Raw genomic sequence first — 24175 nt, 5'->3', positions numbered from 1 at the left:
AACGTACCCAGACTTTAATTAAAATTAAATCCTATATCCTATTGGTATCTTCTATAATACAAGAAACCAATCCAGGTACACTATATTCTCTTGCTATACAGTAATTCGTTACTCCGTATTCTCGTAGTTTCTTCGCTGTAATATCACCAATGCAGATAATCTTAGTTTTCTCGGTATTAAGTATTAAACTGTCTGCTTCTTTAAAAAAACCCTCAACACCTGAAGCACTGGCGAAAGTTATATAATCATAATCTATCAGTTCTGAAATTATCCTTTTACGCTTTTCCTGATCTATCTCAATTGAATATAATTTAATGTCCGTATAAGGTACTAAATAATCGCTTAAAATTTTCGTTAAATCCTTTGAACCATTCGCAGCTCGTGGAATCAGTACTTTATCTTCTTTTGTTAATAATTTAACCAGTCCGTTAGCTAAGAATACGGTTGTATATAACTCCGGCACATAATCTGCCATAAATCCCTGCCTCATAAGGGCTTCTTTTGTCCCATTTCCAACTGCCGCAAAAGAAATATGACCTAACTTACGATAATCAAATTGGTTTTCCTTTAAATATTGAAAAAACAGATCAACTCCATTCGTACTGGTAAACACAATCCAGGTATATTCTGAAATACTATCGACAGCGCTTTTTAGTTCAGCAAGTTTCTCCGATTCTTTCACATATAAAAAGCTTAGATTATCTACATAAGCTTTCTCATTTCTTAACTGATTCGCTATTTTCTCCGCTAATTCAGGAGTGCCGGTCACGCCTATCTTTAACCCTGACAACTTGCCATATTGTACCGCATTCATATCAAGATCCGTAACAGCTCCAATAAGGATAACAGCCGGTGCCACAACCTTCTCTTCCTTTACTTTTTCCTCTATGGTAACTAAAGTACCCCTAACCGTTTTTTGCTGAATTGTAGTCCCCTTTGAAATAACTGCTGCCGGAGTATTGCCATCCTTACCATATCTTATCAATTCCTTAACAATACGCGATAAATTGCCCATTCCCATTAAAAAAATAAGAGTTCCCTCTAATTTAGCCAAAGTTTCAAAATTTTCCGCGAGCTCATTATCAGTATCCTTCGTATGACCTGTAACAACGTGAAAACTTCTGCTGATACCTCTATGGGTTACGGGTATTCCCGCATATGTTGCAGCTGCAATCGCTGATGTGATTCCCGGTATTACCTGAAATGGTATACCGGCCTTTTGTAAAGCCATTACTTCTTCTCCGCCCCTTCCGAATACGAAAGGATCACCGCCTTTTAAGCGAACAACCCTTTTCCCCTCTAAGGCTTTTTCTACAATAATTTGATTTATGGCTTCCTGATTAAAGCTATGTCTTCCGACTTCTTTACCTACATAAATTTTCTCACTTTTTAAAGGCACGAAATCCAGCAAAGAATCAGAAGCTAATCTGTCATAAATTACTACTTCACATTCCTCTAATCTTGCTTTTCCTTTTAAGGTCAGCAGTTCCGGATCACCCGGTCCGGCACCTACCAAATAAACCATCCCATTTTTATCCATATAAATCTCCTGCCAGTATACATTTAATTCGTAGTGGTTCCTATACGTTTTAATAAAACCTCATTAATCTGAATTAAAAAACTTTTTAACTAAACTAGATTACTCCAGATTAAGGATTTCATTTACCAGTTTTTTTGCTAAAAGTAATCTTTCTTCGATTCCGGAAGTTCCTTTAACCCGGATTACTTTATCTTTATATTTATATATTACTCGAAGAGTTATCTTATCTTTATCAATATGGGAATAAACTCCGATAGGCTCACTGCATCCTGCATTAAGAAGTTTTAATACTTCTCTTTCTGTCTCCAGATTATACATGGATTCCATATTATTAAATGATTGCAATACTCCTTGTAAGGCAGCATCCGCTCTTCCCTCTATAGCTATGATACCCTGCCCAGCCGCAGGAATAAATCTCTCCTCATCTAAATATTCAAAATCATATTCCTTATCCTCTTGCAGGTTAAGCCTTTTTAAGCCGGCTGCCGCCAAAATAATACCGTCGTATTCTTCATTTTGCAATTTTAATAGCCTGGTACCGACATTGCCCCTCAGGTTTTTTACCTGTACCGGGTATAATTCCTCTATCTGAATCTGTCTTCTTAAGCTGCTGGTTCCGACGATACCGTTAGGTGGAAGCGGGCAATTTTTTCTGGTTACAAGTACGTCTCTTAAGTCTTCCCTTAAGGATACGGCAAGAATTGACAGTCCCTTTGGAAGATTGATTGGCATATCTTTTGCACTATGTACCGCTATATCAATTTTCCCCGTAAGCATGGCATCTTCAAACTCATTGATAAACGCTCCTTTACCACCAAAACTTTCTAACGGTTTATCCAAAATCTGATCTCCCATAGTGGTCATCGGAACCAGTTCAATTTCTATATCAGGATTTGCTTTTTTTATTGCATCCACAACCATTTCCGTTTGTACCATTGCAAGTTTACTTTTTCTTGTTCCTATTTTAATATGTTGTTTCACTGATTCCTCCGCAATAATTCGTTAGATTTCCTGATTTTCTTTTACTCTCTTTATAACATCCTGTATATCCGTTTTTGTCAGTTTACCTTGTTTTAAACAGCCCAATTCCACTAACTGTTTATAAACCAGTTTCCTCTCTGCCTCCTGTTCAAACAAGAACTGTACCTCATCCCTTATATCGCCGAGAATCTCAACCAGTTCTTCCATGTAATCAGGTATAACTTCTTTTATTCTGCTTTTAATTCTTTTTGAAATAACAGGACTTTTGCCGGAACTGGTTATACCCACGGTTATGGCACCTTTCTTAACGTAGGCCGGAAATATAAAACTGCATTCTTCCTTTTTATCAACTACATTTACAGGGATTCTAAGTCCCTTGCATTCCCTGGATATCCTTGTGTTTAATTGTATGTCATCTGTCGCTGCTATTACTAAGAATGCATCTTTTATATCAGTAGCTTCATAGAATTTATTTATCAATGTGATTTTATCCTTTAAAACCATTACGCATTCACAAAATTCCGGGGCAACAACAACTACTTCTGCTTCAAATTCCAATAAGACTCTTATTTTCCTGCAGGCAACCATTCCACCGCCGATTACAATACACAATTCATCTTTTAAATCCACAAACATTGGAAAATATGCCACGTTAAATCTCCTTAAACCTTTATGTATTATTTATTTTCAGTTAATTTTGTCAAGCTTTGTATTATCACTTTCAACTCATCATTGGTTACTTGATTCCGGATCTTATACATTATACTTTCAAATGGTTGATTTTCAAATATTTCTTTTAATTCATTCATCCGGGGAATAAAATTCCTAAAATTTATTTCTTTATAGAATTCATCCACCTGTTTATCAATGATTAGTTTTGCTGCCTCAATTTCCTGAAGTTTTAAATTATTATTTACTTCAGCAACTTGTTTAAAATAATCAATATCTATCAGCTTCACATTCTCTAATTTTTCAATATTCTTGTCTATGTCTGTTGGTACCGCCAAGTCCATATACAATTGTTCCTTTTTATCTGATATATGCTTCTTTAATTCTTCTGCTGTAATGGTATAATGCGGACTTGAAGTTGCACTGATTATGACATCTGCTTCTTTCATTGTATCATACCGTTTATGATAATCAATCATTTTAACTTCAGGGTAGGATATAACTAATTCGTCCGGTATATTATGGTTACGTATCGTCCCCATAATTTCAACATTTTTATTATGGTACAAATTTTTCATTACTATGGTACCGAATTTACCGGATAATCCTATAATTAAAACTTTTTTCAACTGATCTTTATTTGAAAAGTGAACTACTTCATTTGCTGCTAAGGTACCGATAGAAATTGAGGTTTTCGAAATTTTGGTTTCCGTTTTTACTTTTTTGGCACAGGTAATAGCAATTCGAAATAAGGTATTCAGTAAAAAATCCGTCGTACCCGCCTGTAAGGCTAATTGATAATCCTCTTTTACCTGACCCAGAATTTCATCTTCGCCAATCAACATAGAATCTAAACCGCAGGTAACCTGAAATAAATGTTTCACTGCTTTTTCATTCTGGTACCTAAAATAATATTTTATCACATGGTCATAATTTAATCTTTTTCTTTCCACTAATAACTGCATAATCTGATCTGACGCCATTTTACCTCCGACAGCATATACTTCTGTCCGATTACAGGTGGTTATCAGGACACATTCACTGACATCACTTTTTTGCAGTGCAGCTTTCATAAAATCTATTTTTTCTTCCTTCTGAAATGCCAATAACTCTCTTATTTCAACGGGAGCTGTTTTATAACTTATACTAATATTATAAATATTCATTGGTAAACCTCTCTCTGTCTGTTTCCCGCGTATTTCTGTCAGAACAATGAATCATAATTACATACCAGATCATCAGTTCCTTTTTCCGCTTTCATTATACCATGAACAAAACCATGTTCCTGGTCTTGTTGCTCCAATCGGCATTGCAAGACGACTTGCAATTCCTCATTCCGCTTTCATTATACCATGAACAAAATTCATGTTCATGGTCTTGTTGCTCCAATCGGCATTGCAAGACGACTTGCAATTCCTCATTCCGCTTTCATTATATCATAAACTTTTTAAACATAAACAAGAATTTCATCTATTTGACTTTTATTTAACAAGAAATTTCTCAGAACTATCCTGTTAAATAAAAACAGACCTGATATATTGAGGTTAATAAAAATTATGACACCTCAAACATCAAGTCCGTTTTCTATTAATAGTATTTATGAATTAAAATAACGGATATAAAAAAATGGTTATTCTACAACAACACCTTTTTGCAGCATAATATTAGCATATAGGGCCTTTTCACTGGTAGCTATAATAGCATAAGCTGTTTTAGCTTCTTCATAAAATTTAAATCTCTCGATACCTCCTACTGCTTTTTCACCGCGATTATCATATTTTGTTACAATTTCTTTATAAGTATCCCAAATAGGTGTTTCAACCGCATCACCAGGCATAACCTCCATGAGGTTAACCGGCTTATCGGTATAAGTATCTAAAGGAAACACTTTTAATATAGCATCTAATAGTTCCGGAACTCCATGTCCGTCACAACGAATAACTATCGCATTTTTTCCCATGGATTCCGCAGGAAAATTACCGTCTGAGATAACCAAACGGTCACTGTGTCCCATCTCACACAGTACTTTTAATAACTCCGGTGATAAAATTGCTGGTATACCTTTTAACATAATGACCTCCATAAATTTATTGTACTAATTATTTACACAGCAGTTTTGCTCTATAAAAAACACTCTTACTTCAGGACGATTTCTTTATAACGCTTATAGGCTTCTTCCCAGGCCTCTTTCTCTTTAGGTTCATATTTTACAATGTCAGGTGACTGGCCGATTATTTTTCTTGCCTCGGTTATATCCTTAATCTGACCGGATGCCATTAGCTGGAGGGCTACATTACCAAGAACCGTAGCTTCAACCGGTCCGGCCGTTACGAAACATCCGCTTGCATTCGCCGTAAACTGGCAAAGTTGTTTACTTTGGATTCCTCCGCCTACCATATGAATCTTATTATATACATGTCCGGTACAATCGCTGATTTGCTCCAGTGCATAATGATATTTTAAAGCAAGACTTTCATTGATACATCGTACTATCTCACCCACTGATTCCGGTATCATCTGTCCGGTGCGTCTGCAGTACTCCCGGATTCGCGAGGGAATATCCCCTGAGGATGAGAATTCTGTGGCATCCGGATCAATAAAACAGGCAAATGCTTTTGCACCAAGCGCTAACTCTTCCAATTTACTGAAATTGTATTCCTGACCTTCCCTGATCCATTGTCTTCTGCTTTCCTGTATCAGCCACAAACCGGTTATATTTTTAAGAAAAGAAGCTTTACCGCCATAACCGCCTTCGTTGGTTATATTGTAATAATCGGATTTTTCATTGATTAGAGGCTTATCCAGTTCCGTTCCGATCAGGGACCAGGTACCGCAGCTTATGAATATGAAATTATCTTCTTCTGCCGGTACTGCAACTAAGGCGCTTTGAGTATCATGTCCGGCTACGGCAATGACATCACATTTTTTAACACCAAGTTCCTCGCAGATTTCGTCCGAAAGAACTCCTATTTTAGTTCCGCTTGCCACAACCGGCGCAAATATTTTCTTTGGTAAACCAAGAGTTTCAATAACCTTATCTGACCAGATACCTTTCTTTGCATCCAAAAGCTGACTGGTTGAAGCAATAGAATATTCCGATGCTTTTACTCCGGTTAACATGAAGTTAAATAAATCCGGTGTTAATAGCATTTTATCTGTTCGATCTAATAATTCTGTTCTGTTTAGCTTCAGGGATAATAACTGGAACGCTGTGTTTATTTCCATAAACTGATTGCCGGTTATGCTGTAGAATTCTGTTTTCGGCAATTTTTCAAAACTTTTCTCAAGCATTCCCAAAGTCCGCTTATCCCTGTAATGTATCGGATTCTCCAGTAAATTACCATCCTTATCAAGCAGACCAAAGTCAACACCCCAGGTATCGATTCCGATACTGTCAAATTCCGACTCATGTTTTGCTTTTAATAATCCCTGCTTTATTTCATGAAATAATCGGAGAATATCCCAGTACATCGTTCCGTTAACCATAACGGGATCATTGGAAAACCGGTGAATTTCCTTTAACTGTATTGAGGAACCGTCGTAAATACCAAGCATAGCTCTTCCGCTGGAAGCTCCAAAATCAAATGCTAATACTTTTTTCACGGCTAAACCCTCCTTTATTATTTATAAAGCGGACCATAAGCTTCACAAGCTCTGTAATCCTGGCCTTCTTTATCCATTCCGAATGCATTCCAGGCTGCAGGTCTGAATATTTTATCTTCCGGCACATTATGCATACATACCGGTATTCTTAAGATGGAACATAAGGTGAGGATATCGGCACCGATGTGGCCATAACTGATAGCACCATGGTTAGCGCCCCAATTATTCATAACGTCATAAGCGGATTTAAATGCACCAGTTCCGGTAAGTCTTGGAGCAAACCAGGTACATGGCCAGGTATAGTCTGTCCTCTTCCATAACTTGTCTGAAACTTCTTCCGGAAGATTTACTGTATAACCCTCAACTAATTGCATTACCGGACCTAACCCTTTTACAATATTTAAACGCATCATGGTAACCGGCATTTCACTTCTTGTTAAAAATCTGGAGGAATATCCGCCGCCTCTGAAATAACCGATATCGGCTGCATTCCAGGTAGTTGCTTTTAAGCAGGCTTTTTGGTCGTCTTCTGTCATTTCCCAGAAAGGTTTGATGATACCATTACCCTTGGCATCTTTTACTTCACCACAGGCATCAATACAGGCTGCTCCGGAATTGATTAAATGTATGAAACCTTTGGATTCCTTAGCCACTCCTTCAAGATCATATCCGGTGGCTTTTTTAACTGCTTCCGGACTCCAGTAGGTTCTTACGTCAGCAAAAATTTGTGCCGTATTGGTTAATAATTTACCGAATAACATGCTGGTACCGTTTAAAGTATCATTTTCGGTTGCAAGAATATAAGGCTCTCTTGCACCTTCCCAGTCAAAAGAAGAATTAAGCATTGCTTCCGGGAAGTCACAGTTTGGATAAAAATCAGTCCATTGTCTTTGGCCCTGGAAACCACCTGCTATTGCATTATGACCGACTCTTTCTTCCTTAGCATCATCGGGAAGATTTGGATTACCGTTGTATAAATCCTTGATAATACACATCATTTTAACTACGAATTCCCAGTCTTTTTCTTTCTGTTCCGGGGATTTCTGTATTTCTGCCGGATTTTTATCGAAGCCTTCCGGACAGTTTGCTTTTGTCCAGGCTAATGCTTTTTCATATTCCCCTTTATCATAAATATCTTCTGTCATTCTGCGGATAATTTCAACTTCATCCACGGATTCAACTCTCATTCCTAAATATTCTTCAAAGAACTCAGGATTAATAATGGAACCTGCAATACCCATACAGATCGAACCGATCTGTAAATAAGATTTACCTCTCATAGTTGCCGCTGCAACAGCTGCACGTCCGAAACGTAATAACTTTTCTTTTACATCCTCAGGTATATCCGTATCATCGGCATTCTGCACATCATGTCCGTATATGCCGAATGCAGGAAGTCCTTTTTGTGCATGTCCTGCTAACACAGCTGCCAGATAAACTGCTCCCGGCCTTTCTGTACCGTTAAATCCCCAAACACCTTTAATCGTCATTGGGTCCATATCCATAGTTTCAGAACCGTAACACCAGCAAGGTGTAACAGTAAGAGTAATATCCACACCTGCTTTCTTAAATTTATCAGCGCAGGCTGCTGCTTCCGCAACACGTCCAATCGTAGTATCGGCTAGAACAACTTTCACCGGTTCTCCGTTGGAATATCTTAAATTCTTAGTAAACAGTTCTGCTGCTGCCTTAGCCATATTCATAGTCTGTTCTTCCAGTGATTCACGTACCTTAAGAACTCCTCTTCGTCCATCAATAGTGGGTCTGATTCCGATTACAGGATAATCTCCAATTAATCTGCTTTTAGCCATTATAAAATACCTCCGTTAATAAAATAATTTGACAGGTAATACTAACTTCATTTCTATTATAGTATATACTTGAATGTATTTTAATACTTGTGATATAATAGCAAAAAATATAACAATTTTCACATTCGGGGGATCATATGCAATATATAGATTATAATGAAAGAAAAATACGCGGAACCTTTGATTTTCCTATAGAATTTTACCATATCGACAGTCAGCACCCCCAATATGCCATGCCGTATCACTGGCATGTAGAATATGAAATTATTCGTATTTTAGAGGGTTCTTTTACCGTATCTCTGGATGAAAATGAATTTCAGGCAGAACACGGAGATGTAATATTTATTAACAGCGGGACGTTACATGCCGGTATACCAAATAATTGTATATACGAATGCATTGTATTTGATATGAATATGCTTATGAAAAAAGATACTGTCTGCCAGAAATATATCCAGGATATTATGAACCATGTCATTAATATAAATCAATTCTATAAAAAGCAATCATCTGAATTTCATAAAGCAGTTTGGCAATTATTTGACGTAATGGATCATAAAAGCTACGGATACCAGCTTATCGTACAAGGCTGCCTCTATCAGTTTCTGGGTATTATATTAGAACATGGTGATTATGTGACCGATTCCCTGCAGACACCGCAGAATCATAGACGTATTCTTCAATTAAAACAGGTGCTGGAATTGATAGAAAATTCCTACCCTGACCAGATTACCTTAGATCAGTTATCTAAGGCAGCCGGTATGTCACCAAAATATTTTTGCCGCTTTTTTCAGGAAATGACTCATAAAAGTCCGATTGATTATTTAAATTATTACCGTGTGGAACGTGCCTGTTACCAATTGCTTAATACAGACACGTCCATAACGGATATCTCATATGGCGTCGGTTTTAATGATTTAAGTTATTTTATCAAATCCTTTAAGAAATATAAAGGGATTACACCGGCAAAATACAGAAAACTTAATTATATACCGGTATATTGATATGTATTCAACGCTCTACTTAAGGTTTTGCAGGTAATCTTTTACTTCAAACAAGGAATCAAATTTGCCATAAATTAATTTCTTAAGTTCTTCATCCGGCTGAATTAAATCCGGTACCATAATTGGTTTTAAACCGGCATGATAGGCAGCTTTTAAACCATTGGGGGAATCCTCTATGGCGATGCTGAATTCCGGTTTGGAGCCAAGCTCCATGCATGCTTTTTGATAGATTTCAGGATTTGGTTTGCCATGTTCAACCATATCTCCCGTTACAATTGCCTGAAAATAATGAGCAAGTTCTGCCTTGTTAAGGTAATTTATAACACTGGCTTTATTTGTTGACGTAGCTAATGCTATTTTATAATCATTCTCCTGTAAAAAATTAAGCACTTCAAACACGCCAGGTTTTATCAGAAGCCCCTCTGTTTCTATCCTTTCCTTAAATAATACGGACGAACGTTCCTTAAACTTTTCATAAGGGAAATCAGCTCCAAACTGTTTTAAGAAGAACTGTCTAGTATCAACTGTATTTAATCCTACACATTTTGTTATTGCTATACTCATATCCTTTATTTTCATTTCTTCTCCAACCTGAAGCCAGACGTCATTACACACTCTTTCCGTATCAAACAATACACCATCCATATCAAAAACGACACTATCTATCATATATAATCCTCCCACTTTTTCTACCTTATTTACACTAAAGTCCATGCTCTCTAAGTGTAAATCTTACGCCATCCTTAAGTAGTTTATTACATTTTTTACTAAATTGCAACATTTACAGCTTATCTATGAATGGCGAAATAGTTACATCCTTCAGGATAAAATTTAAAGGATTTACTATTTAATAAATTTCAGAAATTAACTCAAATTTATTAATAGCAAATCCTTTTTCAATCGACAAACTTATCTGCACATTCATTCTGTTTTCTAACTAAAATTTAATACTATCTTTTTAACTGGAATAGTTCTCCAGCAGGGCATATAACTCGTCCAGGTTTTTGACAGGGATACCCTCTTCAAGCTTTTGCTGTTCAGTAGCAGAAAGATTATTTGTTGATACTCCCGTATAATCAAATACTGTCTTCTGATCTCCGTAATAAGCAATGATATAACCGTTCTGTGCTTTAAGATAATACTTATATACCGCATTATCTGCATTATATGTTTTTTTCAAAGTGATATCGTCTTTAGAAAATTTAACAACCTCAAAGGAAATCAAACCTTTTTGAAATTCATTTAACGGCAAATCCTGCATATAATCGTTGAGGTATTGGATTACTTCCTCACGGTCTAAACCTATTAAATAACTTGGTGTTGGTAATACTTCTTCATTGGTAACTCCAGTCTTTATATCGTATGTCTGTAAGGTATATTGGGTTGTAGGCAGGATAGTATCTTCCTTCACCTGATCGACCGGTATACTTGTATCTGTCGTATTTTCAACTGTTTTTTCCGCATCAGCTTCGGTACTTTGTACCGTCTCCTGTGTTTTTGACTGCTTGTCTTCTGCAATCTGGCCACCTATCTGCAGATATCCGTTTTTCTCTAGTGAAGCTATTAATTCATTATTTCTTTCAACCGCACTTTCATTAAAATCTTTTAATGCATTTTTATAACTTATATAATAACAGGCGGAGAACATTACTGATAATGAAAAAAAACTAATGAAATAAACTAATGCCTTCTTGATTTTCACAAAAATCACTCCTTTGGCATTAAGTATTCACTAGTTTTTCCCACTTTATACTACAAAATATAATCTATAATTTCATCTATATCGTTTCCTTGTTTCTAATTCTATCTTCTAAAAAATTTAATTACTTCTTTTTCTTACAACAAATGTATTTTATCTGCAATCCGAACAAGCGTTCTACCCATAGGCATTTCTCGTAATTCTTCCTCAGTAAGTCCCTTAAATAATAATAATAAACAACCATATGTTAAAACAGAAACAAAAACGGCAACCAATGTACTGATGGAATTTATTCCGGTTAATCTGTGCATTCCTAAATAAGTTAAAAAAGCAAGTGCTCCCATAATCACAGAACAAACCGCCGGTATTAAGAAAGTGTTTTTTACTTCCTGTTTATAATTTAGATTCTTTCCAACTGAAATCCAGTTTAAAATACATACGACCAATGAAAATGTCACATTTCCAATAACCAATGCATAAGTGCTTAAATTAAAGAATTGTAATAGTATGTAGAGCAGGATTATGTGAATAGCCAGTGATATTGCAGAATGAATAACCGGAATCCTCATCATATTAATTCCCTGTAAAACCGCATTGGTAATGGTTGATAGTGCATATGTAACGATAGCTATAGAGCCAATACGTAATAGGTTTGCCGGTAATACCCTTGCATCCCTAAATAATAACTGCAGAATCGGTGAGGCTAATACTCCCATACCTACCGCTGCCGGTATTGCAATCATCATATTAAACTTAATGGCTTGATGTACTTTGTTTTTCACTTCATAGTTTGTTCCACCTGTTTTTGAAGCTACAAGACTTGGGATAATGGCTACACCCATAGCGGATGCAATGGATACGGGAACATTAATAAGCAAATTATATTTCGTGGAATAAATACCCCACAACTCACTTCTTGCCGTTTCCTCCAGACCTTTACCAGCGAGGACATGTCCAAAAATAGATCCGTCAATCACTCCACTGATCTGATATACCGTCTGACTTAAGATAACCGGTACTATGGTAATTAAAAGTGCTTTGAACACATCAGGATAGGATTCTCGTATACTTTCCGTATCCCTCCTTAGCTGTTTATCTATAATCGGTTTATATAAGGCAAAAATAAATGCCAGAAAAATAAGTGCCGTACAAGCTCCAATAAAGGTACCCAACGTACCACCCGCGGCTCCAAATGCTGCTATATCCGGCGAAGCGCTGTGTTCTTTCATTAAATAATATGCTGCTACGATGCTGACAATCGCATTCAGAATCTGTTCCAGTACTTGTGATATGGCAGTTGGCAGCATTGTGTTCTTTCCCTGAAAAAAACCCCGTAAAACTCCCATAACAGCAAAAACAAAGATAGTCGGCGCCAAGATTCTTAAAGGTATCGCACTTCGAGGTGACTTATTTAATGCATTAGCCAAAAAATCCGCACCAAAATAAATAATAAGAGATGCTATGGTACCTATGATTATGGCAAAAGCCATAGCGGACAGGAATATACGGTAGGAATTGCGGTACTGCTTTTTAACCCTCCTGTCTGCAACCAGTTTTGAAACGGCAAGAGGTAAACTATAGGAAGAGAGAATTAAAGCAATATTATAAATATTAAATGCATTGGAATAATAACCAATTCCCTCATCTCCAATAATGTTATTTAAGGGAATACGATAAAGCAGGCCAATTAGCCGCACTATTATGGAAGCGACTGCCAAGATTCCTCCCTGCACCAAAAAACTGTTACTTTTCTTACCTGTTCCCATAAAATCCTCCTATATAAACATAAGCCGGCCGCCTGAAGAGGGGCGGCTTATGATAATTATTCTTTAGTTAAACAAATAAATTAGATTATCTTTTATTGCCCTTTGTCCGAAAGTACTACATCTTCTGTTCTGTCCTTAGGGAAAAGCGCTATATATGTTTTTCCCGGATTAATTGTTAACTCATTCCCTTGTGAATCATAATACCTCATTTTTCTGGTACTTTCATTCTTTTTCCAGGTAATATCAACTTTTTTGCCGTTCGTTATATAATAACCCTTTCCTTCCGCATTTTCAAGTTCCATCGTTTGATACCCATTTTTATCTATGTTCCATTCCTTGACAAACTGAACGATAATATTTTTATAGGCCAACTGTTTGCCTGTATTATAATCTATATGCTTGGTATCATATTGAAAACGATCATATAACTTTTCTTTACTGTCATAAATAAAATATGGACTGGCATAATTGGAAAATTTAAGTGTTAATTTGTTGACGTTTTTATCTGAGCTTAAATCCTTATCCTCATCATAGAAAGAAAAATGCCCTTCATAATCCTTAGGATACTCTGTTTCATATCCTTTCATTTTCGTTCCTTTAAGTATACCCTCTTTTGTTGCAAACGCATTATGTGGAGCAGGTATGGAATGGTCCCGATAAAAAACCGTATCCCCAATACCGGTCAAACCGCTCAGATTATCAATACCTAAAGCTTTTATTTTCTTTGTTGCATAGGTAGTCTCTCCATAATGAACATAAATTGCATCATATTCATCTGCGATACTGACAAAATAATGTCTTGCACTGCGGACCGATCCGATTCTGGTTTTATTGAGATCTTCATATATACCCATCATTCTGGTTATCCCGCCTTCTACCAAAACCTCATATAGAATAGATGCTTCAGAAGTTCCACTTTGCGGGGAAGCTTTCTTAATATTATTAAACATAATGGCATAAGGTCTTTTATTACTAATTTTTTTCGAAACCCATAAGCCGGTTAACTTACTTTTTGTTTCTCCATCGTGACTTTCAGGTTTTACGGTAGGCGTTGGGGTTGGAGTAACTGTCGGGGTTACAGTCGCTGTAACTGTCGGAGTAATTGTCGGTTCGATTTGGTTATTATCTTTCTTTTTACATCCTGCCATGGAAAGGATCATAATTAAGACAAAGACAATTAATAAAGTTATATTCTTTTTCATATTTTTATCTCCTGTTTTTAAAAGCTTTAGCGATAGATTTGAAGCTCGTCCAACACATTCTTTTGCTTTTCTTCCATAATTATTCTTTCTTCCTCTTCCATATGATCGTATCCGAATAAATGCATCATACTATGTGCCGTTAAAAATGCAAGCTCCCGCTTTAAAGAGTGGCCATATTGTTTTGCCTGCTCCATAACCTTTTCAACGGATATAATAATATCCCCAAGTAAAAGTTCACCTGTCTCCGGATTAAAATAATTATCTTCCTCTTCTTCAAGGCCGGAGAAATCTGCCGGGGTTTCGTAATCAATCATAGGAAATGATAACACATCAGTAGGTGTATCTATATTCCTATATTCCTTATTGATTTCTTTCATTTCCTGATTACCCGTTAAAATCACATTTAGTTCCACTTCATATGGACATTTCTCCCTGTCAAGAGACTTTTTAACTACTTTTTCAATAATACTTTCATAATCAAAATCCAATTTTATTTCCGTCTCATATTCTATATTTAACGTCATTATAGTTCCTCTCTATCCTAATCCCACTCGATTCTGAAACATTATAATTACTGTTATGTAATTATAACTATTTCTTTTGCTTATAAAACCTGTTCCATATTTAGAAAAAATTCTTTTAAATGATTATATTGTTTTAATGTTAATCCGGATTCGTCCAAACTGCCTCTGGTTAACCGCATTTGAAAAACATTATCAACTATCTTTTCAATCGGGATAATAACTGACTGCTTGTCAACGCCATTACCTTGCCCTTGCTTTTCCAGATACTCTTTGGTAGCGATAACACTGATGGTTATCATAATAATAGCAGCTTCGGGAGATTTTGGTTTTTCATATTTTATATTATGCTGACGTATAATATCAGTAATAAAAGCAGGCAGGTGATAATCTTCTGCTAATTTTACTCCCTCCTCCACATATTCTTTATTTTCTATTCTTCCAATTTCATGATAAAGACCACCGGCTTTTGCCTTATTTTCATCCGCTCCAACCGCTTTTGCAGCCATCGCTGCAATTTCACTGATTAGCAGAGAATGCTTGTACACTTTTAAGGAATGTTGTCTCAAGCGGAGCAGTAAAGGAAATTCTGAATCCAGTATTTCTTCCATAGTATGTACCTGCATCTGCTCCGAAGAGATTTCTGCATCAGAGAATTCTGCTGTATTGTAATCCATGGTTAATTTATCACTTTCGGTATCAGTAATAACAGTATCAATCCTATGATTCGATTCTTTATTCCATATGTTTGGCTCATCCACCTGAGATTTTAAGGCAGCTTTATACTTTTTTATATAAATGTTATATATCCCATAGGATAAACCAATGGAGAACAAACTGGACGCTAATGAATAAAAAGCAGTAATCTTCAATGAGTTTTTCAGTATAAAATTGTTAATGATAAAAATTAGAATAAGCTGCATGGACAAAATAATAATTGCAGTATACCCAAGTGTTGTCATCTTCTTCATAAAACCGGAAAGCAGGCACATCAAAGCACCCAGAATAAGCAGATACACAATATATTCTATATCCAGTTTTCCTGCCAGACTGCTGATCAATATGAAATTAAACATAACAAAAAAACCCAGGTACATATTAAACAAAACTGCTATTAACAAACCGCCGGACATCCATACCGTTAATTCCGGTCTTTCTTTTGTCATCATTATAATCACTAAGGAACCTATATAGATTATTGTAAAAATAATCGAAAAACCCGGCAGCTCTTTGATTTCTTTATGCTGATACAAGATATAAAACACAGCGATGAATAAGAGAACTACGGAAAGTACACTTACTTTTAAAATTGTAGCTAAGTCTGCACCATTCATACGGCCAAAGAATACTATAACGAGAACTGACAGCATTCCTAATATTCCGCTTAGTGATGACATAGGCAGACTTTTCCCGGCAGTACTAAGATGTTTCACAAAAACCCCCATCTGTCTGTTTAACAGACTTTATCTCTTTCGTCTATTTGTTTTATCTGTATTATGCTGGTAGTTAGTTACCTTTGTGCCATTTAAATGTTTTCTTTGAAATTTTGAGCGACTTTCCTTAACATCTGTTTTACTGATTTTACTTTCGTAGGCCTCATAAGCCATAACTATCTTTTGAACCAAAGGATGTCTTACAACATCCTGTCCGGTCAAATAAGAAAATCCTATATCATCAATTTTGCTTAGAACCTTTATTGCGGTATCTAATCCGGACTGTGTCCCCATGGGTAAGTCTTTTTGAGATAAGTCTCCTGTGATAATAACTTTGGACCCAAATCCAATACGAGTCAAAAACATTTTCATCTGTGCCGGTGTAGTATTCTGTGCTTCATCCAGGATTATAAACGCATTCTCTAAAGTTCTGCCTCTCATATACGCTAAAGGAGCAACTTCAATCAGACCTTTTTCCGTATTTTTAAGATATCCTTCTGCACCCATAATCTGATACAATGCATCATATAACGGCCTTAAATATGGATCTACCTTACTTTGTAAGTCTCCCGGCAAAAAACCCAGTTTTTCTCCTGCTTCAATTGCAGGTCTCGTTAATATGATTCTGCTTACATCATCATTTTTAAAAGCAGTTATCGCCATTGCCATTGCCAAATAAGTTTTACCGGTTCCAGCCGGGCCGATACCAAAAGTGATCATCTTTTTACGAATCAAATCCACATAGGACTTCTGCCCTAAAGTTTTTGGTTTTATCGGTTTGCCTGATATAGTATGGCAGATTAAATCCTTATCAATCTCAACTATGGCAGACTCTTTATTTTCAAAACATAAGGAAAGTGCGTAACTTACATTTTGCTCGGTAATGGTATTTCCTCTTCTGGATAATTCAATTAATTGTACAAAAACACTTTTTGCTTTCGAGACATTATCATTTTCCCCTATTAGTTTTATCTCACCGTTTCTCACTATAACAGTCACATTTAAAGTCTTTTCAATCATTTTCACATAAGCGTCGAACTGTCCGAATATATTCTTTTCATGTTCAGCCGGCACATCAATTATCGTTTCCATCAGACTCATCTGTATCTATAATCCTCCACTCGCTGTCGTCAATAGATTTAAAATCTTTAACAGATTCCTGTACGACTATTTTACCAGACGCTATACAGGTATTATTCTCTATTGCTATTTTAACATTATTTTCTAAAATTAAAACATCTTTTTCTTTCAATTCATCCAAAAATCGTTTTAATTTTTCTTTTGCTAAAGCCGTTACTTCTTCTTTTGAGTACTTCTTTTTAATTTCTACATATTCCGGATATTTTATTTTGAAATAACTAACCGGCAGGTAAAAATTGTCAGTCACATGAAGCATAGATTCATCCACAATTATATCATACTTACTATAAGGAATTCTAGGTTTATATAAATTTATTTTTTTCAGAAAAAATGAAATATTATAACTGGTTTTACTTCTTCCGGTGTACGATTTCTGGATATAATTTAAAGGTATTTTATCTTTATAGCTATATAACGTTTTACCTATTACATCAGCATCGGCAATTACAGGTTTCCGATTTAATAAAATGTCGTTATCACCTATTATATCCACAACACCGGATACAAGTATATCACCCTTTTTAACCACGGAACCTACTTCTACTTTGGGAGTTCCGGTCCGTGTGATTATTTTTGTTATAATGCAATCTTTTGATGCTATGATGTGGCAATTCTTTGTTGCTGTAACTGCAGGTGCAGGCATATTCGTTTCCGTAATTTTAACAATTAACCTTGTACCTTTTATTTCGGCAGAAACCCATCCGATATCCTTATAAGTTCCTCTTATCAATTCTTCAATTTCCTGGCAATCTATATTTCTTTTCTGTAACCCGATATAAATTTCATTGGATTTTAAGAATTTCAGCATAGCCTCAGGTGTATAGGAATGTCCGCCTAATATACTAATATCCCATATATAAAGAGAAAGTATGTACAGTATAACACAAAAAAGCAAAATCCCAGCCGCATATCCTTTCCTTTTTCGATATCTATGAACAATAAAAGGTAAACCATATTTTTTTTTGATATATGGTATTGTTCCAGTTTTTTTCGCGATCGGTTTCAGTTTTAAATAGTCCTTCAGCAGAATACGGAATTCATATTCTCCCTCAAAATTATTTAAATCCCAAAGATATATGTATCGATTACTGCATAGATTTATAAACCGCTCCGGAGACTGACCTTTCATTCTTATCAATAAGTAACCGCGCAACCAGCGAAATAGCTTTATCAGCATGTTTGGACCTCCAGTACTAAAAATTTAAGATTTTGCTTTTGTTTCATTGTGCAGAATTATTTATTGTTTACATAATTAATAGAAAAAATCATGCCGGTTATTTTCATTTCATCGTTGGTAAAATAGGAAATATTAAGATTTTTACCCTCAATATGAATACATCCAATTTTAGTAAGTATTTTAATCAGTGCACTGTTATACTCAAGAATTCCCTTATAATTCTCTATGCATACCTCATTTCTGCCTAATGCAGTAACAATCGGAGCTCCTGCCAGCATATCGGAGGGGAGTTTTAATTGACTGGAGAGTATTTCGAGATAAGTTATACGTTCTGTTTCTTCCTTTTTTTTCTTTTTATCAATATGATTATATAATTCTTTATTGGATTTTTGCTTGAATTTCTTATGATTGGATTTGACTTTTTTGTTCATCCATACCACTCCATACTATTTAAGTGCTATTATAGAATATATGGGAATAATTCATGTCTTATGACATAACATGCGCAAATAAAAACCCCTGAACCATATGGGCTCAAGGGCTTACCTTTGTAGATATTATCCACTATTTAAATTTACGCTTACGAGCTGCTTCAGACTTTTTCTTACGTCTTACACTCGGCTTTTCATAATGCTCTCTTTTACGGATTTCTTGTTGAATACCTGCCTTCGCACAGTTTCTCTTGAATCGACGTAGAGCACTATCTAAAGTCTCATTATCTTTTACAATAACATTTGACATAGTCTCACACCTAACCTCCCTCCAGTTGTGTATTGTGCCTATACAACTGTTTGGGTATTTTTTGAATAGCACTATTATGATTATAGCATAAAATTTTTTTTCGTCAACCATTTTTTATACATGGTTTTAATTTTTTATGAATTATTTTAATTGGTTTTCTAAAGTTTTTGGTGCCTTTTCCACTACAGCATCAATTCCCGCGGGATTCTTGCCGCCGGCTTGCGCCATATTTGGACGGCCGCCACCACCACCGCCTACTAAAACAGCCAGTTCCTTAATTAGGTTTCCTGCATGAGCACCTTTTGCCATTGCAGTATCCGTTGCCATAGCTATTAAATTGACCTTATCAGCCATTGCCGAAGCTAAGATTACTACACCATCACCTAATTTATCTTTTAATTGATCACCAAGATTACGTAATCCATTCATATCTACATCAGGCACTTTTGCTGCTAATAATTTAACACCTTTCACTTCCGTAACCTGATTCATTACATCACCTAATGCATCTTTTGCTAATTTATTTTTTAATTTTTCATTTTCAGACAGCAAGGCCTTGATTTCTTCCTGGAAAGCTTCTATTTTCTTGGTTAAATTAACCGGTTCAGTTTTAGCTGCTTTTGCTGCAAGATTTAACTCTTTCTCAAGTTCGTTATAATAAGCGAAAACTCCAACAGCAGTAAGTGCTTCAATTCTTCTTACACCGGCAGCTACACCTGTCTCAGATACAATTTTAAATACAAGTATATTACCGGTATTACTTACATGGGTTCCGCCGCATAATTCCTTGCTGAATCCTCCCATGGATACTACTCTTACATTATCACCATATTTTTCGCCAAATAGTGCCATCGCACCGGTTTTCTTAGCCTCTTCAATTGTCATAATATCCGTATGAACCGGCAGAGCTTCCGCTATTTCAGCATTAACGATTTCTTCTACTCTCTGGATTTCTTCCTTAGTCAGGGCAGAGAAATGAGTAAAGTCGAAGCGAAGTCTTTCATTCGTTACTAAAGAACCTGCCTGTTCTACGTGAGAACCTAATACTAAACGCAGGGCTTTCTGCAAAAGGTGAGTTGCACTGTGATTTTTGCCGGTAGCTAATCTTCTGTTAACATCTATGCTCAAATTAACTTTTTCTGATAATTTAAACAGACCCCGGGTTACTTTACCGACATGTCCGATTTTGCCACCTTGTAATTTAATGGTATCTTCTACTTCGAATTCTGCATCTACTGTAGTGATAATACCGGTATCGGCAGCCTGACCGCCGCTGGTTGCATAAAACGGAGTTTCCTCTGTAAATATGGTTCCGCTCTGTCCAGCTATTAATTCCTCTGTTACTTCTGATTCCGTAGTTAACGCCATGATTTTTGAAGAATGGGAAACCTTATCATATCCAACAAAAGCGGAAGTTAAGACAGGATCTAATTGCTGATATACTGTTTCATCCGTTCCCATATAATTTGTAACAGCACGCGCACTTCTTGCAGTCTCTCTCTGGACTTTCATTGCTTTCTGAAAGCCCTCTTCATCCACTTTGAACCCTTTTTCTTCTAATATCTCTTTTGTTAAATCCAGTGGAAATCCATAGGTATCATATAACTTAAATGCATCCTCACCGGATAAAGTCTTTGTTCCATCCTTTACCATCGTATCTTCTAATTCTGATAAAATGGTAAGCCCCTGATCTATGGTCTTGTTAAAATTATCTTCTTCTATGGTTAATAATTTTAGGATATAATCTTTTTTCTCTTCCAGTTCCGGATATCCGTCTTTGGATTCCTTAATAACGGTTGTACTAAGCGTGGCAAGAAAACGGTCTTTTATCCCTAATAATCTTCCATGTCTAGCAGCACGTCTTAATAATCTTCTGAGGACATAACCCCTGCCTTCGTTTGACGGGATGATGCCATCTGAGATCATAAACGTTACGGAACGGATATGATCCGTAATCAGTCGTATAGATACATCAATCTTTGCATCCTTCTTGTAAGCAACACCAGCTACTTCACATACTTTATCACGAAGAGCCTTTATTGTATCCACATCAAAAATAGAGTCTACATCCTGTACTACTGTTGCCAGCCTCTCAAGACCCATACCGGTATCTATGTTTTTATTACTTAGTTCCGTATAATTACCGTTGCCGTCCCCTTCAAACTGAGTAAAAACATTATTCCAAACTTCAATATAACGATCACATTCACAACCTACCGTACAATCCGGTTTTTTGCAGCCATATTTTTCGCCTCGGTCATAATAGATTTCAGAACAAGGACCACAAGGGCCTGCACCGTGTTCCCAGAAATTATCCTCTTTACCAAAACGAAAGATATTTTCTGCCGGAATACCAATCTCTTTATTCCATATATCAAAAGCTTCATCATCATCTAAATAAACTGAAGGATATAGGCGGTTAGCTTCTAGCCCTACAACTTCTGTTAAGAATTCCCAGGACCAATGTATTGCTTCCGTTTTAAAATAATCCCCAAATGAGAAATTGCCCAGCATCTCAAAGAAAGTACCATGTCTTGCTGTTTTACCGACATTTTCAATATCGCCGGTACGGATGCATTTCTGACAGGTAGTTATTCTGTTACGAGGCGGAATCTCCTGTCCTGTAAAATATGGTTTTAATGGTGCCATACCTGAATTAATTAATAATAAACTCTTGTCATTTTGAGGAACAAGAGAAAAACTGTTCATTTTAAGATGATCTTTGCTTTCAAAGAAATCTAAGTACATTTTCCTTAGTTCATTTACTCCGTATGCCTTCACTCTATCTGCCTCCTGCGCATAATTTATCATATTTCGTTAATTCCCTTAATTAGGTGAATCGCTAGTAATTTATTATAAGTATTAATTAAATATTTGTCAATAAAATGTACGGATTGATACAGAATGTAAAATAAAATACGGTTATTGTTCACATCCCTGCAAAAACCAGCAGTGTTGTGAACAATAACACGCTTCGCGATGCACACAAAACGAGGAGACAGCATTCCTACGCTGCAATTCGCCGGTTTTCTGTGTCAATACACTCACAAAGAACACGTTGCGTTGTCTGTGAACAGTAATCAAAATAATCTCTTTATCCGGCATTATTAAGGGCAGGAACGCGTCCTGCCCTTTTATTGTTACTCATGATTTTTATTATTGTTATTTTTAGATTTTATTACTCATGGATTTTGTTACGCATTTGCCGGCTGATGATGTAACGGCTAAGCGCCTCTTTTTGTGTCTGAAAACTACAGCCATAAAGATAACCCTTATTATTAGCCAATTCCTTTATCCTTACTATTCTTCCGATTAAGTTTATATCGGTGTTTCTACCAAGCTCCAGTTGTATCTCCATAGTTTTTATGTCATCGCCTTTATATGGTAAAATAATACCCATACCTGTTAAGCTTAGATCTTTTAAAATTCCTGATAGTTCAATTTTAGTTCCGTTCAGTTTGGTTAACTTCAGTTTTATCGGTTCATTAATATAGACGCGGTATGCTGATCGACGATTTATTTTATCTGCTTCCTTCTGACAGGTTACAGCATACATATTAACTCCTTTAATATGTACCAGTTTATATTCCGCATCTTTAAATAAATATAATCCCTTTTCAGTTTTATAAATTAAAACCGGATCATTTACTTCCATATTATCTATAGGTGCCCCATTACAACTAATTGCTTGTATGAATATGGTATTTACTAAATTCATCTGTGCTTCCACTTTCATACTATAATTTTTACCTTTAAACATAAAACGAAGCTCCAATTTAGCATGATCCGGCAAATCAATTAACCTCATACCGCTCTCCTCCTATAGGAATTTTAACATATGGACAGCGGAGAATCAATTTAAACAGGGATTATATGGAAATATCTTGTCGTCAATATAATACCTTATTTTGCCTATTGTTACATATTTTGATAAATTATTAGGGATATGTAGATTCGCTGCCCTGCAAAAAGCAGCCGTTCCGTGAACAATAACACGCTTTGCGATGCAAACAAAACGAGGAGACAGCGTTCCTGCGCTGCAATTCTCCGGTTTTCTTTGACAATACACTCACAAAAAACACGTCTAGTTGTTGCCAGTGAACAGTAACTAATGAATGCAACATTATCTATTTTAATCAAATTCTAACTTTACAGTGAAACACTTATACACTATACTATATATAATTTAAATGGAATCTGCCAAAAGCAGGTATTTATGCACTAAGAAAACGGAGGTAGGATATGTTAGCTGATTTATTAACCAATGAGATGATTTGGAATACTTATATAAAATATTTTTTATTACCGATTGAACCCATTATTCCTTGGGTAGTTATTTTTGCTGTTACAGTTTTTATTTTTAATAAAGTTTTGGATTATTCCTATTACCGCTTCATACGATCCGGTAGCTCCAGAGCTCTTTCTCACAAAAAATGGAGAATTTTATGCCCGATCTATAATTTTAAATCTTCGAACAAATATCATAATACTTATAAGTAGTATTTAATATTACCTAATAGGATAGACAATTAATGTCTATCCTTTTTTTGCGGACACTAAAAAACTGAAACACATAAAATATGTTTCAGTTTTTTTATATCTATTTATTTAAAACAGCTCATAGGGGAGTCGAACCCCTGTCTCAGCACTGAGAATGCCACATCTTGACCACTTGACCAATGAGCCTTACAACATTTAGTATTATATAACATTTTTATTAAGATTGCAAGTACTATTATTAAAGTTTTTCAAAAAATTTTAATAATAGATTCAATATGGTAAATCACTTATTATATAATAACTATACTGATCAATATTATATATAGATATTGATTTTAAGCATAACTGCCGCTCTAATTTCTTAGTACGGCAGTTTCTTTCTGTTTTG

General features: G+C 35.8%; 21 protein-coding genes and 1 tRNA gene. 2 read left to right on the top strand and 20 right to left on the bottom strand.

Annotated elements, in window-relative coordinates; all coding sequences use genetic code 11:
* Positions 1-31 precede the first annotated feature (31 nt).
* The 7 genes from cobA to RBU59_RS00720 all read right to left on the bottom strand — a co-directional run bounded on the left by cobA (position 32) and on the right by RBU59_RS00720 (position 8604).
* Positions 32-1540, bottom strand: a complete 1509-nt coding sequence (gene cobA, locus RBU59_RS00750) for a uroporphyrinogen-III C-methyltransferase (RefSeq protein ID WP_308145974.1) — start codon at positions 1538-1540, stop codon at positions 32-34.
* A gap of 99 nt (positions 1541-1639) precedes the next feature.
* Entirely contained in the window at positions 1640-2521 is an 882-nt protein-coding gene (hemC, locus tag RBU59_RS00745) for a hydroxymethylbilane synthase (protein WP_308145973.1), read from the bottom strand.
* 21 nt (positions 2522-2542) lie between these two features.
* Positions 2543-3172, bottom strand: coding sequence for a precorrin-2 dehydrogenase/sirohydrochlorin ferrochelatase family protein (locus RBU59_RS00740; protein WP_308145972.1), 630 nt, complete (start codon positions 3170-3172; stop codon positions 2543-2545).
* Between the two features lie 26 nt (positions 3173-3198).
* A complete protein-coding gene (gene hemA, locus RBU59_RS00735; RefSeq protein WP_308145971.1) occupies positions 3199-4356 on the bottom strand; it encodes a glutamyl-tRNA reductase in 1158 nt (385 codons plus the stop codon).
* 464 nt (positions 4357-4820) lie between these two features.
* On the bottom strand, positions 4821-5261 hold the full coding sequence (locus tag RBU59_RS00730) for an RbsD/FucU family protein (RefSeq protein ID WP_308145970.1): 441 nt from the start codon (positions 5259-5261) through the stop codon (positions 4821-4823).
* Between the two features lie 65 nt (positions 5262-5326).
* Positions 5327-6793, bottom strand: coding sequence for a rhamnulokinase (locus tag RBU59_RS00725; protein ID WP_308145969.1), 1467 nt, complete (start codon positions 6791-6793; stop codon positions 5327-5329).
* Positions 6794-6810: 17 nt separating this feature from the next.
* A complete protein-coding gene (locus RBU59_RS00720) occupies positions 6811-8604 on the bottom strand; it encodes an L-fucose isomerase (RefSeq protein WP_308145968.1) in 1794 nt (597 codons plus the stop codon).
* Positions 8605-8741: 137 nt separating this feature from the next.
* On the opposite strand from RBU59_RS00720, the gene RBU59_RS00715 reads away from it, so the two are divergent.
* Positions 8742-9608: an AraC family transcriptional regulator gene (locus RBU59_RS00715; RefSeq protein ID WP_308145967.1), complete on the top strand. Its 867-nt coding sequence runs from the start codon at positions 8742-8744 to the stop codon at positions 9606-9608.
* A 15-nt stretch (positions 9609-9623) separates the two neighbouring features.
* On the opposite strand, the gene RBU59_RS00710 is transcribed toward RBU59_RS00715, so the two are convergent.
* The 12 genes from RBU59_RS00710 to RBU59_RS00655 form a co-directional block, all read right to left on the bottom strand.
* Positions 9624-10277, bottom strand: coding sequence for an HAD family hydrolase (locus tag RBU59_RS00710; protein ID WP_308145966.1), 654 nt, complete (start codon positions 10275-10277; stop codon positions 9624-9626).
* Between the two features lie 289 nt (positions 10278-10566).
* Positions 10567-11310, bottom strand: coding sequence for a BofC C-terminal domain-containing protein (locus RBU59_RS00705; protein WP_308145965.1), 744 nt, complete (start codon positions 11308-11310; stop codon positions 10567-10569).
* 134 nt (positions 11311-11444) lie between these two features.
* Complete coding sequence (locus RBU59_RS00700) at positions 11445-13073, bottom strand: putative polysaccharide biosynthesis protein (RefSeq protein ID WP_308145964.1); 1629 nt, start codon at positions 13071-13073, stop codon at positions 11445-11447.
* A 92-nt stretch (positions 13074-13165) separates the two neighbouring features.
* Positions 13166-14275, bottom strand: a complete 1110-nt coding sequence (locus RBU59_RS00695) for a DUF3048 domain-containing protein (protein WP_308145963.1) — start codon at positions 14273-14275, stop codon at positions 13166-13168.
* 26 nt (positions 14276-14301) lie between these two features.
* Positions 14302-14799, bottom strand: coding sequence for an rRNA maturation RNase YbeY (gene ybeY / locus RBU59_RS00690; RefSeq protein WP_308145962.1), 498 nt, complete (start codon positions 14797-14799; stop codon positions 14302-14304).
* Positions 14800-14879: 80 nt separating this feature from the next.
* Positions 14880-16229: an HDIG domain-containing metalloprotein gene (locus tag RBU59_RS00685; protein WP_308145961.1), complete on the bottom strand. Its 1350-nt coding sequence runs from the start codon at positions 16227-16229 to the stop codon at positions 14880-14882.
* A 30-nt stretch (positions 16230-16259) separates the two neighbouring features.
* The gene (locus RBU59_RS00680) at positions 16260-17330 is read right to left on the bottom strand and encodes a PhoH family protein (protein ID WP_308145960.1); all 1071 of its coding nucleotides are present in this window, start codon (positions 17328-17330) and stop codon (positions 16260-16262) included.
* The gene (yqfD, locus tag RBU59_RS00675) at positions 17305-18546 is read right to left on the bottom strand and encodes a sporulation protein YqfD (RefSeq protein WP_308145959.1); all 1242 of its coding nucleotides are present in this window, start codon (positions 18544-18546) and stop codon (positions 17305-17307) included. Before yqfD ends, RBU59_RS00680 begins: the two co-directional genes overlap by 26 nt.
* Before the next feature lie 56 nt (positions 18547-18602).
* A complete protein-coding gene (locus RBU59_RS00670) occupies positions 18603-18977 on the bottom strand; it encodes a YabP/YqfC family sporulation protein (RefSeq protein ID WP_308145958.1) in 375 nt (124 codons plus the stop codon).
* A gap of 133 nt (positions 18978-19110) precedes the next feature.
* The gene (gene rpsU, locus RBU59_RS00665; RefSeq protein ID WP_033166800.1) at positions 19111-19287 is read right to left on the bottom strand and encodes a 30S ribosomal protein S21; all 177 of its coding nucleotides are present in this window, start codon (positions 19285-19287) and stop codon (positions 19111-19113) included.
* A 141-nt stretch (positions 19288-19428) separates the two neighbouring features.
* The gene (gene alaS / locus RBU59_RS00660) at positions 19429-22068 is read right to left on the bottom strand and encodes an alanine--tRNA ligase (RefSeq protein WP_308145957.1); all 2640 of its coding nucleotides are present in this window, start codon (positions 22066-22068) and stop codon (positions 19429-19431) included.
* A gap of 397 nt (positions 22069-22465) precedes the next feature.
* On the bottom strand, positions 22466-23095 hold the full coding sequence (locus RBU59_RS00655; protein ID WP_308145956.1) for a flagellar brake protein: 630 nt from the start codon (positions 23093-23095) through the stop codon (positions 22466-22468).
* A gap of 434 nt (positions 23096-23529) precedes the next feature.
* Between RBU59_RS00655 and RBU59_RS00650 the strand changes: the two genes are divergently transcribed.
* Positions 23530-23787 carry a hypothetical protein gene (locus tag RBU59_RS00650; RefSeq protein WP_308145955.1) on the top strand — a complete coding sequence of 86 codons (258 nt, stop codon included), beginning with the start codon at positions 23530-23532 and terminating at the stop codon, positions 23785-23787.
* A gap of 114 nt (positions 23788-23901) precedes the next feature.
* On the opposite strand, the gene RBU59_RS00645 is transcribed toward RBU59_RS00650, so the two are convergent.
* Positions 23902-23973: transfer RNA gene (locus RBU59_RS00645), tRNA-Glu, on the bottom strand.
* Positions 23974-24175: the final 202 nt, after the last annotated feature.

The organism is Anaerocolumna sp. MB42-C2, from assembly GCF_030913705.1.
Classification (GTDB): Bacteria; Bacillota; Clostridia; order Lachnospirales; family Lachnospiraceae; genus Anaerocolumna.
This window is presented reverse-complemented; position numbering and strand designations above follow the sequence as displayed.